The sequence below is a fragment of the Terrabacter lapilli genome (assembly GCF_039531305.1).
Lineage (GTDB): Bacteria > Actinomycetota > Actinomycetes > Actinomycetales > Dermatophilaceae > Terrabacter > Terrabacter lapilli.
The window spans coordinates 297,312-310,711 of the sequence record NZ_BAAAPU010000011.1 but is presented as its reverse complement, the minus strand read 5'-3'; the positions used below and the strand labels follow the sequence as shown (position 1 = coordinate 310,711).

Sequence of the window (13,400 nt, the reverse complement as noted above, 5' to 3'; positions counted from 1 at the left end):
TGTGAACGTCGACGCCGTGGGACAGGCCCGGAGCCGGGGCAGGCGAAGGCCCCCGACCGCGGGTCGGGGGCCTTCAGAGAAGTACCGTGCTACCAGGCGTGCATTTCTCGTAGTGTCGCCCCGGTTGTGCGCCCGGGGGTGGACGGTTCCAAGTGAACTGCTCTCGCGTGGGTACTCGGCCTCTTCTCGAGACTTCTGTCCTGCAAGGGATCCTGCCTACGCCTCTCGGCGATGTGGTTCCTGACTCCGTTCTACTCCCCGCGACCGATTTGCGACACCCCCGCCGGGCCGCCGGAGCGAGAAAGTGTCCAGCACCGTGGACACGGCCTGCCGCGACTGCGGCCCTAGCGGAGCCGGCCCACCCGCACCGCGTCGCTGATCCGCTCTCCCTCGGCAGCGCCCCGCACGAGGGCGTCACCGGCCTGGGTGAGCCACAGGCCGACGCCCCGGGCACCGCCTTCCGCGTATGCCGTGAGCGCACCGAGGTAGGCCGGCCCTCCGCCGGCGACGTGGCCGGCTTCCGGGACGGCGACGCCGGTCGGGTCGAGCCCGAGTGCCTGGACGAGCGCCCGCTCCATCGCGCGAGCGACGAGCCCGTTGCCGTGGACGAAGGGCCGGATGGCGACGATCTCGGCGTGGACCAGCGCGGCGACCACCGAGGCGGGGACCCGGGTGCTCCCGGCCGAGGCGACGACGACGTCGGACACCGATGCCAGCCGGGCGGCGACGACCGTCGGGGCGGGGGCCGGCCCGAGGTCGACGAGCTCGGTGCAGTCCTCGGTCCCGACGCGCGGTCGCCCGAGCGCGTTCCCGTCGACGAAGGGAGCGGCGGCCGCGACGTGGAGACGGGCCAGCGCCTGCAGGGGCGCGGTGCGCACGAGGGACACGATGCGTTCGCTCTCGGCCGTGGCCGCGACGGCCCCCTTGAGCGTGCGCAGGCCCGGGTCGAGGTCTGCGGGCCACTCCCGGGCGCCGCTCATGAGCTCGCGCACGAGGTCCACCGGGAACTCGGCGCCGTCGAGGGCGGCGCTCGCCTGGGCGCCGCGGACCCGGGACTCGGCCGACGCCTCGGGGATCCGTCGCCTCAGCGCCTCGTGGAAGCGCAGCCGCGTGCACGCCTCACGGGCGGCGTCGGCCCGCTCCCGCACTCCGGGCAGCTCCACGAGGGTGAGCAGCTGGTCGACCAGCGCGGCATGCTGCGAGGCTCGAGGGGCGTGCGTTTCGCCGCCGGAAGGCGTGGCGCGGGAGGGGATCGGGTCTGGCACGGCGTCCAGCCTAGGACCGCCACGAAGCGCCACCTGCCCTGCGACGATGAGACCGTGCCCACTTCGGAGGTGCTCGACTGGCTGCTCGACGGTGACGTGGCGGTGGCCTACCTCACCACGCGCGACCTGCTGGGTCGTGAGGACCCGACGCTGCAGCGGCGCATCGCCACCGAGGGCGTGGGGGCGGCGATGCTCGCGGCTCGCGGCCCCGACGGGCACTGGGGTCGCGGGTTCTACCAGCCGAAGTGGACCTCGAGCCACTACACGCTCCTGCACCTGCGCGAGATCGGCCTGCCGGCCACCCACCCCGCCGCGCGCGAGACGGTCGAGCTCATCCTCGCGACCGAGAAGGGCGACGACGGCGGCGTGAACCCGTCGTCGCGGCACCGGCCGAGCGACGCCTGCGTCAACGGCATGGCCCTGGACTACGCCAGCTGGTTCTGGGCGGACCCGGCGGCCCTCGAGTCCGTCGTCGACTTCCTGCTGGGTGAGCGCGTCGTCGACGGCGGCTTCAACTGCCGCCACAACCGGCCCGGCGAGGACGTGCGGCACTCCTCGGTGCACACGACGGTGTGCGTCATCGAGGGCATCACCACCTACCTGCTCTCGAAGTACGCGTACCGCCGCGACGAGCTCGAGGTGGCCCGGGCCTCGTCCGTCGAGTTCCTGCTGCGCCACCGCCTCTTCCGCAGCGAGCGCAGCGGCGAGCCGATCGACCCCGAGTTCACCCGCCTGCACTTCCCCGCCCGCTGGCACTTCGACATCCTCCGCGGGCTGGACGCCCTTGCCGCAGCGCGGGTTCCGCGCGACGAGCGCATGGACGACGCGCTCGAGATCCTCCGCGGACGAAGGCGCGACGACGGCCGCTGGGTCGTCAACCGCGCCTACCCGGGCGCGACGCACGTCCGGCACGAGCCGGCCGGCAAGCCGAGCCGGTGGGTGACCCTGATCGCCGAGCGGGTGCTCCTCGCGTATCCTGACTGACATGAGTTCGACCCTCGCACCGACCCGCGCGTGGTGGCTGCCCAGCTGAGGCGGCCCATCGAACCAACCCGAGATCCGGAGCCGCCCACGGGCGGCTCTTCGCATGTCCGGGACCCTCCCGGCGCGGCCTCTCCCGTGGGCACCACGACGACAAGGAGAGACCCATGACAGCGACCATCCCGACCACCACCACCGAGGCCGCCACAACCGCTGCGACCGTCGAGATCGACGACACCAGGACGTATGCCGCCGCGCGCGAACGCAGCTCCGTGCTGGACGCGCTCATCGACGAGCACGCCGCCGAGGACCCGGCGCGTTTCCGGATGCTGACAGGCGACCGACCCACCGGCCCGCTGCACATCGGGCACTACCTGGCGAGCCTGCGCAACCGGGTCCGACTGCAGGACAAGGGAGTCGAGACGTTCGTCGTCATCGCCGACTACCAGGTCATCACCGACCGCGACTCCGTCGGGGAGATGGGCGCCAACGTGCAGGGCCTGGTCCTCGACTACCTCGCGGCCGGCCTCGACCCGGCGCGGACCACGATCTTCACGCACAGCGCCGTGCCGGCGCTGAACCAGCTCATGCTCCCGTTCCTGTCGCTCGTCACGGACGCCGAGCTGCGGCGCAACCCGACCGTCAAGGACGAGCTGGCCCTGTCCGCCGGGCGCCCCCTGTCCGGCCTGCTGCCGACCTACCCGGTGCACCAGGCGGCCGACATCCTCTTCTGCCACAGCCGGATCGTCCCGGTCGGCCGCGACCAGCTGCCGCACCTCGAGCAGACCCGAGCGATCGCGCGCCGCTTCAACAGCCGGTATGCCGCCGGGCACAGCGTGTTCCCCGAGCCCGAGGCCCTGCTCAGTGACGTCCCACTGCTGCTCGGGACGGACGGCACGAAGATGAGCAAGAGCAAGGGCAACGTCGTCAACCTCGGGGACACCGCCGACGAGACGGCGGCCCGCATCCGGGCAGCACGCACCGACTCCGAGCGACGGATCACCTACGACCCCGGTGCTCGCCCGGCCGTCGCGAACCTGCTCACGATCGCCGGGCTCTTCCTCGACGAGTCGTGCGAGTCGGTGGCGGAGCGCGTCGGTGACGGCGGCGCCCGGGCGCTCAAGGACGTGGTGACCGAGGCGGTCAACGAGTCCCTGGCAGGGCACCGGGGCCGCCGCGCCGACCTGGCCCGCGACCCGGCATACCTCACCTCCGTCCTGCACGAGGGCAACGCGCGGGCGAACGAGGTGGCCGAGCGGACGCTGGCAACCGTGCGGGCGGTGATGGGGATGAGCTACTGAGCGACCGTCGGGGCGCGTCGACCCGCGGCGCGCCGCGCCCGTCGCGAGCCGCTCGTCCGTCGGGCCCGCTCCGCCGCTGCCAGGTCGGCCTGGCGCATGCCCTCCTCGTCGAGCCGCAGGGCCTCGGTGATCCCGGGTGCCGTCCCTCCCCTGGACGCGGGGAGCCACCAGCGGTCGGCGTCGTCGCGCGGCCTGTCGGGGTAGGCGTCCATCGCCTCGGCCAGCAGCGCGGCCATCCGTTCGCGCAGCTGGTCCGAGACGGCATACGGGTCGGCGTCCGGAGCGGGACGCAGCGGCTCGCCGACGAGGACCGTGACGGCCGTGCCGCGGCGGAGGCTGCGGCGCCCGTCGACGGTGACGATGCGGTGGGCGCCCCACACCACGACGGGCACCAGCGGCACCTGGCACCACGTGGCGACGGCGGCCGCCCCCGGGCGGAACGGCCGCAGCTCCCAGGAGCGGGAGACCGTTGCCTCGGGGAAGACGCCGACGACCTCGCCGGCGCCGGCTGCGGCGACCGCCTGTCGCAGGGCGACCTCACCGTGCGCCCGGTCGACGGGGATGTGCGCCATGGCGCGCATCGCGGTGCCGGCGACGGGCGCGTCGAAGACCGCCTCCTTGGCGAGGAAGCGCACGAACCGCCCCCCGCGCCGCCCGACGAGGCCGACGAAGAGGAAGTCGAGGAAGCCGGTGTGGTTGCTCGCCACTACCGCTCCCCCGCGTCGCGGCAGGTGCTCGGCACCTCGCACGTCGATCCGCAGGCCGAGCAGCGCGAAGAGGCCGAGCGCTGCCCGGACGACGAGGCGGTAGGTCCGGTCGGTCACACCACATCTTCGACGCAGTCGCCCCGACTGGATGGCGCGGGCGCCGACCGCTCGTCCTGCCTCCACGGCCGCTCGCCGAACTACTCGTCGGTAGCGATGAGACCCACCTCACTCAGAGCGCGCCCGGAGACTTAACCTGAAGTTGAGTTGTGCCGCAGGAGGCGCGTCGCCCGCTGGCGGCGGGACCGCACCAGAGTCGATGCGAAAGGGTGACACACCGTGAGCGAAGAGCCGCTCCAGAACCTCGTCCACGAGGGACAGACCTTCCCACCGCCCGCCGAGTTCGCCGCGCAGGCGAACGGGACGGCGGACCTCTACGACAAGGCCGCCGCGGATCCGGAGGGCTTCTGGGCCGAGCAGGCCCGCACCTACCTCACGTGGAGCAAGCCCTTCACCCAGTCGCTCGACTGGAGCAACCCGCCGTTCGCGAAGTGGTTCGCCGACGGCGAGCTCAACGCCTGCGTCAACGCCGTCGACCGGCACGTCGAGGAGGGCCGCGGCGACAAGGTCGCGATCCACTTCGTCGGCGAGCCCGAGGGCGACACCCGCGACATCACCTACGCCGACCTGCACGCGGAGGTGCAGCGCGCCGCCAACGCCCTGGCCGACCTCGGCATCAGCAAGGGCGACACCGTCGCGATCTACCTGCCGATGATCCCCGAGGCGGCCGTCGCGATGCTCGCCTGCGCCCGCCTCGGCGCCCCGCACTCGGTGGTCTTCGGCGGGTTCTCCGCCGAGGCGCTGCACACCCGCATCAACGACGCCGAGGCCAAGGTGGTCATCACCGCCGACGGCGGCTACCGCCGCGGCGCCGCCTCGGCGCTCAAGCCCGCCGTCGACGCAGCGCTCGACCACGCCGACACCGCGGTCGAGCACGTCCTCGTCGTGAAGCGGACCGGCCAGGACACCGTCTGGAACGACCGTGACATCTGGTGGCACGAGGCGCTCGAGAAGGCGGCCCCGACGCACGAGGCGCAGGCGTTCGAGGCCGAGCACCCGCTCTTCATCCTCTACACCTCCGGCACGACCGGGAAGCCGAAGGGCATCTTCCACACGACCGGCGGCTACCTGACGCAGTGCGCCTACACCAACGCGGTCGTGCACGACGTGCACCGCGACACCGACGTCTACTGGTGCACCGCCGACATCGGCTGGGTGACCGGGCACTCCTACATCGTCTACGGGCCGATGACCAACGGCGTGACGCAGGTGATGTACGAAGGCACTCCCGACACCCCGCACCAGGGCCGCTGGTGGGAGATCGTCCAGGACTACAAGGTGACGATCCTCTACACGGCGCCCACCGCGGTGCGCACCTTCATGAAGTGGGGCACCGACATCCCGGCGAAGTTCGACATGAGCTCGCTGCGCCTGCTCGGGTCGGTCGGCGAGCCGATCAACCCCGAGGCGTGGCTCTGGTACCACCGGCACATCGGCGGCGACCGCGCCCCGATCGTCGACACGTGGTGGCAGACCGAGACCGGCGCGATCATGATCAGTCCGCTGCCGGGTGTCACGACGCTCGAGCCCGGCTCGGCGCAGAAGCCCATCCCCGGGATCAGCGCCGAGATCCTCGACGACGAGGGCCAGCCGTTCACCGAGGCCGAGAAGGTCGGTTACCTCGTGCTGACGAAGCCGTGGCCCTCGATGCTGCGCGGCATCTGGGGCGACCCGGAGCGCTACAAGCAGACCTACTGGTCGCGCTTCGGCGAGAAGTACTACTTCGCCGGCGACGGCGCGAAGTACGACGCCAAGGGCAACATCTGGCTGCTCGGCCGCGTCGACGACGTCATGAACATCTCGGGCCACCGCCTGTCGACGGCCGAGATCGAGTCGGCGCTCGTGTCGCACCCGAAGGTCGCCGAGGCCGCCGTCGTGGGCGCGACCGACGAGACGACCGGCCAGGCGATCTGCGCCTTCGTCATCCTGCGGCAGGAGTTCGTCGAGGAGGCCGACGAACCGGGCGAGGGCAAGGACCTCGTCTCGGAGCTGCGCAACCACGTCGGCAACGAGATCGGCCCGATCGCCAAGCCGCGCTCGATCATGATCGTCAGCGAGCTGCCGAAGACCCGCTCCGGCAAGATCATGCGCCGCCTGCTGCGCGACGTCGCCGAGGGCCGCGAGGTCGGCGACGTGACGACGCTGGCCGACAGCTCGGTCATGGACCTCATCAAGTCCGGCATGAGCTCGGAGTCGACGCCCGGCTGACCCTCGCGCCCTGCGGCCCACGGACCGTCGCCGAGGACGCGTCCGCCGAGCACGTATGCCGCCCGCCTCCCCCTCGTGGTGAGGCGGGCGGCGCTCGTGGCGGGCTCGAGAACGCGGACGCGTCGGGTCTCGCTGCCACAGGGTGCGTCCCACGACACCGAGCGCCGCATGGGGAATCCCGCGCGCACGCGCTTGGCTCGCCATGCCCTGTTGCATTCCCAGGCAACAGCGACGAGATCCCCGACCCTCGAGCCGCGTGGTTGACTCGAGGCCATGAGCAGCCCCGCGCAGGAGTCGCACACCTGGGTCGTCGAGGCGATCGGGGGTGTCCCGACGACCGAGCCCAGACCCGCGATCGCGTTGGGCGAGGACGGCCTGATCACCGGCACGACCGGCGTCAACCGCCTCGTGGGCACCTATGTGGCCGAGGACGACCGGATCAAGGTGGAGGGCATGGGCCTGACTCGCATGGCGGGGCCGCCGGCCGCGATGGACCAGGAGCGACGCCTCCTCGGCGCCCTGGAGGGCTGGCAGAGCTTTCGCTTCGGGAACGGTCGCCTGCAGATCGGCCCCGCCGACACCGGACTCGTCTGCGGGCTCGCCCAGCCGGGCAGCACGAGCATCACCTAGCCAGCGCGCGGAGTCCACGGGCCCATCCGGCCAACCCGGCCAACCGGCCAACCGGCCAACCCCGCCAACCCCGCCAACCCCGCCAACCCCGCCAACCCGCCAACCCGGGCGACCCCGCCAACCCCGCCAGCCCGGGCAACCCGGCCAACCCGGCCAGCCCGGCCAGCCCGACCACCCCGCCAGCCCTGGCGGGGTGCGGGGCGAGGCAGCTAGGAGTGCCACGTGACCCCGAAGGACGTGACGGTCGCGGTCAGCCCGCGCTCGTGCACCACGATGTGGTGGCGACCGCACAGCAGTGCTCCGTTGCTCAGGTCCGTCGCTCCCCCGTGGAGCCAGTGCACGACGTGGTGGGCATCGCACCACTGCGGAGGAATCGTGCAGCCGGGGTAGCTGCAGCCGCCGTCTCGCTGGGCGAGGGCCCTGCGCTGGGCCGGGGTGAAGAACCGTTGTTCGCGTCCCACGTCGAGGACCTCGGACGGTCCGCCGAGAACCACCGGGATGATGCTGGCCTCGCAGGCGAGACGGCGCACGGTCGCTGCGCCCATCACGGCGCCGTTGGCCGCCACACCAGCGCCCCTCAGCTGCTCGAGGAGGGCTTCAAGCGTCATGGTGACGACCAGCGACGTGCGAGGCGTCCGGACCGTGCCCTCCGGGGCGCCGACGGCGCGGTTGATGAGCTCGAGGAGCGCGTCGGCCCTGCGGGTGGCCGGTGTCCGAGGGTCACCATCAGGGCCGGAGGTCGCGGCGCCAGGGCACGACTCATGGCCCGAGCCGCCGGCGCCAGGGCACGAGTCATGGCCCGAGCCGTCGGCGCCCGAGCCGAAGGCCCTACCTCCCGAGGAGGCAGCCGCAGCGGAGTGCAGCTCGCTCCAGTCGAGGTCGGGGCGCGGACGAGCCAACGGGTCGATGGCAGCCTCGAGGATGGCGGCTCCCTCGGGGTCGAGCCTCAGCAGGAAGTCGACGAAGCCGGCACACGATCCCACGCGACGCAGCGAGCGCCCGGCGCGGAGGCTGCGCTCCTCGGCGTCAGCGTCGGCCGGTGGACGCATGCTCGCCCTCGCGTGGGCCACCAGCACTCGCAGCTCGCGCACCGTCAGCGCCGGCGCGTGCTCGACGAGCGAGGCCACGACATCGTCGAGGTGCTCCCGGTCGGCGACCCGCACCAGGTCGCGATGGAACCGCACGATCATGGCTGCCTGCTCGACGGCTATCCGTCCCGAGGCCACCCGCACGGCCAGCGTCTCCCAGCGGGGCTCGCGCAACGCCGCGCCCAGCAGCGCCAGGGTCGAGGCCGCGGCTCCTTCGAAGCCGGCCACCGCGGCGGCCGCGGACCCGGTCGTGGGCCACGGACCGGGCTCGACCGGCGTCGCGCCCGGGATCGACCCAGGGGTCGACCCAGCACCTTCGCCCCCACGGTCGCTCTCCCCATGGACGTCGGGATCGGCCTGATCGTCGACGGGCGCTGCGGCCGCGCCCACCCACGAGCGCAGCAGGTCCGGACCCGAGAGGGCTGCCGCGGTGGCGAGTCCACGCTCGTCGGCCTCGCGGGCGAGCATGAGACTCAGCGCCTGCGCGGCCTCCCGCAGCAGCTGAGCCTGCGCGAACGACTCGGCCACTGCGTCCTCACGCAACGACCAGAGAGGGAACTCGCAAGCCAGCTCTCGGACCCGGAGCACCATCTCGGCCAACAGGGCCTCGACGGCAGCACCGGCACCAGCACCGGTCCTTCCCTGCGTCCGCTCGCCGCGTTCGCCCTCCGGCGACCGCCCACCCTCCTGCGGCCACTCCGTCTTCGGCGGCTGCTCCTGGTCCCGGTCGGCCCTTGGCCTCGCACCCGCATCGACATGCCACCGAGACGCGGGTGCCTCGGAGGGAGCGGTGGATGCGTCGAGGAGCATGGTTTCACCCTAGACTCGACCACTGACAATGCATGACGATGACATCTCGGCGAGGAAGCCATGACTCCCAACGGAACGCAGACAGGCGCCAGACCCGACCGGGCGAAGATGATCTCGGTGCGCCTGACCAAGGAGGAGTACGACGTGCTCTCCGACGCGGCGGCTGCCCTCGGCGTCGGCCCCTCGACCCTGGCCCGCACGCTCATCCGTCAAGGGCTTGGGGCGGGCATCACCGGAGATCCCGCCTTCACGACTGCTGTGCGCGACACCAGGGCGACCGCCAGGCTGTCGGGGACCGCGCCCGCGACGACGCCCGGATCAGCTCTCGAGATGGAGCTGGCGGCCAACCTGCTGGCCCGCATCGAAGCGCTGGAGCGCTGGGTCGCCGAGCACTGAAGGCTCGCTCCGCCAAGGGGGTCGGGCGGCTCGTCCGCTCCCGTCAGCGACCGAGGCCGGCGTCGCGGGCGCGGACGATGGCTTCAGCGCGGTCGGCGACGTGCAGCTTGGCGAAGACGTTGGAGACGTTGTTGCGGACCGTCTTGGGCGAGAGGTAGAGCGCCGCGGCGATCTGGGCGTTGGAGCGCCCGGCGGCGACGAGGTCGAGGATCTCCCGCTCGCGTGAGGTCAGCTGTGGGAAGGCGGTCTCGGCCACCGGCGCGGTGGCACTGAAGAAGTCGGCGATCCGACGGGCGAGAGCGGGCCCGAAGATCGCCTCGCCCCGCGACACCGCCGTGATGGCGCGGACGATCTCGGCCTGGTTGGCGCCCTTGAGCAGGTAGCCGCGCGCCCCGGCCTGCATCGCGGCGAAGACGGTGGCGTCGTCCTCGCTCATGGTCACGACGACGACCCCGACGTGCGGGTGCGCGGTCGTGACGGCGCGCGTGGCGTCGATGCCGTTCATGACGGGCATCGACACGTCCATGACGACGACGTCGGGCTCGTGCTCCGCTGCGGCGGCCACGGCCTCGGCCCCCGTCGAGGCGGTGCCGACGACGCGGATGCCGTCCACCGAGCCGAGCAGGGCGGCGAGCCCGTCGCGGTAGATGGGGTGGTCGTCGGCGAGGACGACGCGGATCTCCTCGTCCTCGCACACCTTTGCCTGCGCCTGGTCAGCCACCATGCCCCTCCGTCCCGACGAGCTCCGTGGTGAGCTCCGTAGTGAATTCCTCTGTCGCTGAGTGTTGCTCGCCCCCACCAGGTGCGACCGGCAGCAGTGCGCGTATGCGGGTGCCGGCGCCCGGCGGGCACGTGACCTCGCACGTGCCGCCGAGCTCTCCGACGCGCTCGCGCAGCGACAGCATCCCGACGCCCGCGGTGGCGTCGGGCGCGATGCCGCGCCCGTCGTCCTCCACCTCGACGCGTAGCACCCCGCTGCCCCCGGCGCCCGTCTCACAAGCCAGGGTCACGACGGCGCGGGAGGCCGAGGCGTGCCGGACGACGTTGGCCAGGGCCTCGGACACGATGCGGTACGCCGCCACCTCGACGCCGGCCGGGAGCTCCCCGAGGTCGTCGGCCTCGACCTCCACCGAGAGCGCCGCGTTCGAGAGACGACGCGCCTGCTCCTGCACCGCGGCCACGAGGCCGAGCTCGTCGAGTGCGGGCGGGCGCAGGTCGTGGGCCAGGCGACGGACGTCGGCGAGCGCTGCCGCCACGTCGGCGGTCGTGGCCTCGAGCAGCTCGTCGGCGCGGTCCGGGTGGGCGACCATGAGGTTGCGGGCGGTCTCGATGCGCAGGGTGATGGCGCCGAGGCTCGGCCCGAGGCTGTCGTGCAGGTCGCGACGCAGCCGGCGCCGCTCCTCCTCCCGGGCGAGGACGATGGCCTCGCGGGAGCGCTGCAGGTCGCGGCTCAGCTCGCTGGCCCGGGCGGCGGCCGCGGCCTGGCGCACCACGTCGCCGAGCAGGCGCTGGTCGCGGTCGGACAGGCTGGAGCGCCGGCCGGCTCGAGCAGCAGCCGCCCGATATCCTCGCCGCGGTAGACGACGGGCAGCACGAGCGGCGACCGGCTCGGTGTGCCGTGCTCGACGTGCAGCGTCTCGCCCGACGCCTGCTCGATCTCCACGCGCACGAAGGGCGAGCGGAACGCCTCCGCAACCGACCGCGCCACGGCGAGCAGCTGGTCGGAGGGGTCGCTCGAGACCTCGAGCCGTTCGGCGAGGGCCGACACGACGGCATACGGGTCGTCGCGGCTGCCGCGGAAGAGGCGTCGCACGAGCGTCGACACGCGGTCGCGCAGCGGGCCGTAGACGGCGGCCACGATGCCGATGGCCACGAGTGCTGAGTCCCGTTGCCCGAGAACGGCGCCCGCGGCGGCGAAGACGAGGGCGTCGACCGCGACGACGAGCAGGGCGAGGACGGCGTAGACGAAGGTGGCCGGCAGCAACCGGTCGATGTCGTAGAGCCGGTGGCGGGTGACGGCGACGACCACCGCCGCCGAGGTCACGCCGACGCTCGCGGCCAGCAGGATGCCCGAGACCGGGTCGTCGGAGAGCCACCCCGCGACGAGGAGCACGAGGTCGACCCCCGCCGCCCAGACCAGCCAGCGCAGCTGGGCGCGGCGCTCCCCCACCGACCGGCGGTAGCGCCGCACTACCACGGCGACCGGCACGAGCATGGACACCCAGGCGCCGACGAAGGCCACCGACAGCAGCACGCGCCACACGGCATCCGGCAACGGGACGGAGAACGGGTCGATGTCGAGCGCGGCCAGCGGCGCGGGCAGGGCGCTGTCGGTCACCTCCTCCGCGACGTGCGACGGCACGAACGCGAGCACGACGGGCAGCAGCGCCGTCAGGGCGATGGACGCCACCGACGCGCGCCGCCAGCCCCGGGCCCGCGGGAGCCGCCCGTCGGGGAAGAGGAGCAGCAGGACCGGGAGACCGAGCAGCAGGGCCGCGCCGAGCCGCTGGTAGACGTAGAAGGTCGCCGAGGCGCCCGGCAGACCGGGACGGGTGTAGACCGCATAGGCCGTCCAGCTCGCGCAGAACGAGTCGACCACCCACGCGGCGCCCGAGCCGACGAGCACCCACGCGATCGGGTGCCGCGGCAGGCGCCACAGGAGCAGCAGGCCGGGCACCAGCTGCGCGAGGCCCGCGAGCGCGCCGACCCAACCGGCCTCGAGGCCGGTGCCGGGCGGGATGGCGGTGGCGGAGTTGGCGACGTCGAGCCAGACCGTCGCCGCGGCAAGGGCGCCGAGGACGAGCGCCAGCACCACGACGACGACCGGCACGGCGTTCGTCGAGGCGCGCGCGGACGCGTTCGGTGGTGGTTTCGCTGGCACGTTCGCATGTTGGCAGGGACGGAGTCCCGTTGTCCCGAGGACGCGGGTCCCGACTCATCCGGGACGACGAACGGGACCCGGAACCGGACGCCTGGCCCTGCCGACCCGGGACGCCGCGCCCGCAGATTGGTGCCGACGGCGAGGCCACCTGGCCCGCCGACCCGGACCCCGACCGGCTCCAGCTTCGCCGGCGGCCCCACTCACCAAGGAGACCCACATGAACGACCCCACCACTACGACGCCGGCTCGGGTCCGCACCGACGCGACCGCCGCCACCGCCGCCACCGCCGCCACCCCCGCCACCGCAGCCACGGGCGTCCGCTCGACGAGCCCGGCGGCCGTCGCCCCGACCATCTCGCGCACCACCGTCCGGCGACTCGGGCTCGTGCTCACCACCGGTGCGGCGCTCTGGTCGGCCTCGATCTTCGTCTATGGGTCGAACGCCACGGGGCTGGGCGGCCGCATCGGCGACGTGACCGGCTTCCTCTTCCAGCTCGGCGTCTTCGCCCTCCTGACGGTCATGCTCCGCACCGGCGCCACCGGCACGAGCCGGGCCGCGCGGGTCATGATCCGGGTCGAGTATGTCCTGCTCGGGCTCGCCTCGACGTGGTCGCTGCTGCACGGCCTGGGCTCGGAGGAGTTCCGCCAGTCGGGGCTCGTCATGGCCCTCGACGCCTTCTGGCCGCTGTCGATGCTCGGGATGTTCGTCATCGGCATCAAGGTCGCCGTCGCCGGCCGCTGGCGGGGCGGGCTGCGGGTCTGGCCGCTCCTGGCGGAGACCTGGGCGGTCGTCACCGTCCCGACGTTCCTCCTCTTCGGCGACCCGGTCGCGAACTGGGTCGGCGGGACGCACCTGCTCCTCGGCTACATGACGCTCGGCATCCTCCTCACCCGTCGGCCCGAGCTGACCGGGGCGCAGCACTGAACAGGCAACCGAGCCGACAACCATGACGCGGCGGCGGCCCCCGGAGACCCGGGGGTCGCCGTCCGCGCGCATTTCGCATCGCCGAGCACAC

12 protein-coding genes are annotated in these 13,400 nt (G+C 73.0%); 6 read left to right on the top strand and 6 right to left on the bottom strand.

Going from position 1 to position 13,400, the window contains the following annotated elements:
* Positions 1-344: 344 nt before the first annotated feature.
* Entirely contained in the window at positions 345-1,265 is a 921-nt protein-coding gene (locus ABD241_RS18990) for a Fic family protein (protein ID WP_344066488.1), read from the bottom strand.
* A gap of 54 nt (positions 1,266-1,319) precedes the next feature.
* Here ABD241_RS18990 and ABD241_RS18985 point away from each other — a divergent pair, with 54 nt between their 5' ends.
* Together ABD241_RS18985 and trpS are read left to right on the top strand one after the other, a co-directional pair.
* On the top strand, positions 1,320-2,249 hold the full coding sequence (locus tag ABD241_RS18985) for a hypothetical protein (protein ID WP_344066485.1): 930 nt from the start codon (positions 1,320-1,322) through the stop codon (positions 2,247-2,249).
* A 164-nt stretch (positions 2,250-2,413) separates the two neighbouring features.
* Positions 2,414-3,547, top strand: a complete 1,134-nt coding sequence (gene trpS / locus ABD241_RS18980; protein ID WP_344066482.1) for a tryptophan--tRNA ligase — start codon at positions 2,414-2,416, stop codon at positions 3,545-3,547.
* On the opposite strand, the gene ABD241_RS18975 is transcribed toward trpS, so the two are convergent.
* Complete coding sequence (locus ABD241_RS18975; RefSeq protein WP_344066479.1) at positions 3,541-4,371, bottom strand: lysophospholipid acyltransferase family protein; 831 nt, start codon at positions 4,369-4,371, stop codon at positions 3,541-3,543. The genes trpS and ABD241_RS18975 overlap by 7 nt on opposite strands.
* A gap of 219 nt (positions 4,372-4,590) precedes the next feature.
* Here ABD241_RS18975 and acs point away from each other — a divergent pair, with 219 nt between their 5' ends.
* Both acs and ABD241_RS18965 read left to right on the top strand, forming a co-directional pair.
* Entirely contained in the window at positions 4,591-6,579 is a 1,989-nt protein-coding gene (gene acs / locus ABD241_RS18970) for an acetate--CoA ligase (protein ID WP_344066476.1), read from the top strand.
* Between the two features lie 273 nt (positions 6,580-6,852).
* Positions 6,853-7,209, top strand: a complete 357-nt coding sequence (locus ABD241_RS18965; protein ID WP_344066473.1) for an META domain-containing protein — start codon at positions 6,853-6,855, stop codon at positions 7,207-7,209.
* 209 nt (positions 7,210-7,418) lie between these two features.
* Here ABD241_RS18965 and ABD241_RS18960 read toward each other — a convergent pair whose 3' ends face one another.
* Positions 7,419-8,840 carry an HNH endonuclease signature motif containing protein gene (locus ABD241_RS18960; protein ID WP_344066470.1) on the bottom strand — a complete coding sequence of 474 codons (1,422 nt, stop codon included), beginning with the start codon at positions 8,838-8,840 and terminating at the stop codon, positions 7,419-7,421.
* Positions 8,841-9,167: 327 nt separating this feature from the next.
* Between ABD241_RS18960 and ABD241_RS18955 the strand changes: the two genes are divergently transcribed.
* Positions 9,168-9,503, top strand: a complete 336-nt coding sequence (locus ABD241_RS18955; protein WP_344066467.1) for a hypothetical protein — start codon at positions 9,168-9,170, stop codon at positions 9,501-9,503.
* A 43-nt stretch (positions 9,504-9,546) separates the two neighbouring features.
* Here the strand turns inward: ABD241_RS18955 and ABD241_RS18950 are convergent, their stop codons facing one another.
* From ABD241_RS18950 to ABD241_RS18940, 3 genes are read right to left on the bottom strand one after another with little or no spacing between them, the layout of a single operon-like run.
* On the bottom strand, positions 9,547-10,227 hold the full coding sequence (locus tag ABD241_RS18950) for a response regulator (protein ID WP_344066463.1): 681 nt from the start codon (positions 10,225-10,227) through the stop codon (positions 9,547-9,549).
* On the bottom strand, positions 10,217-10,996 hold the full coding sequence (locus ABD241_RS18945) for a sensor histidine kinase (protein ID WP_344066460.1): 780 nt from the start codon (positions 10,994-10,996) through the stop codon (positions 10,217-10,219). The genes ABD241_RS18950 and ABD241_RS18945 overlap by 11 nt, the downstream gene beginning before the upstream one ends.
* Positions 10,954-12,384: a hypothetical protein gene (locus ABD241_RS18940; RefSeq protein ID WP_344066457.1), complete on the bottom strand. Its 1,431-nt coding sequence runs from the start codon at positions 12,382-12,384 to the stop codon at positions 10,954-10,956. The genes ABD241_RS18945 and ABD241_RS18940 overlap by 43 nt, the downstream gene beginning before the upstream one ends.
* Positions 12,385-12,601: 217 nt before the next feature.
* Here ABD241_RS18940 and ABD241_RS18935 point away from each other — a divergent pair, with 217 nt between their 5' ends.
* Positions 12,602-13,309, top strand: a complete 708-nt coding sequence (locus ABD241_RS18935; RefSeq protein WP_344066454.1) for a hypothetical protein — start codon at positions 12,602-12,604, stop codon at positions 13,307-13,309.
* The last annotated feature ends 91 nt before the right edge of the window (positions 13,310-13,400 follow it).

Coding starts and splice junctions, on each gene's coding strand:
- ABD241_RS18950 (WP_344066463.1), bottom strand. CDS start 10,227: ATGGTGGCTGACCAGGCGCAGGCAAAGGTGTGCGAGGACGAGGAGATC.
- trpS (WP_344066482.1), top strand. CDS start 2,414: ATGACAGCGACCATCCCGACCACCACCACCGAGGCCGCCACAACCGCT.
- ABD241_RS18935 (WP_344066454.1), top strand. CDS start 12,602: ATGAACGACCCCACCACTACGACGCCGGCTCGGGTCCGCACCGACGCG.
- ABD241_RS18955 (WP_344066467.1), top strand. CDS start 9,168: ATGACTCCCAACGGAACGCAGACAGGCGCCAGACCCGACCGGGCGAAG.
- ABD241_RS18965 (WP_344066473.1), top strand. CDS start 6,853: ATGAGCAGCCCCGCGCAGGAGTCGCACACCTGGGTCGTCGAGGCGATC.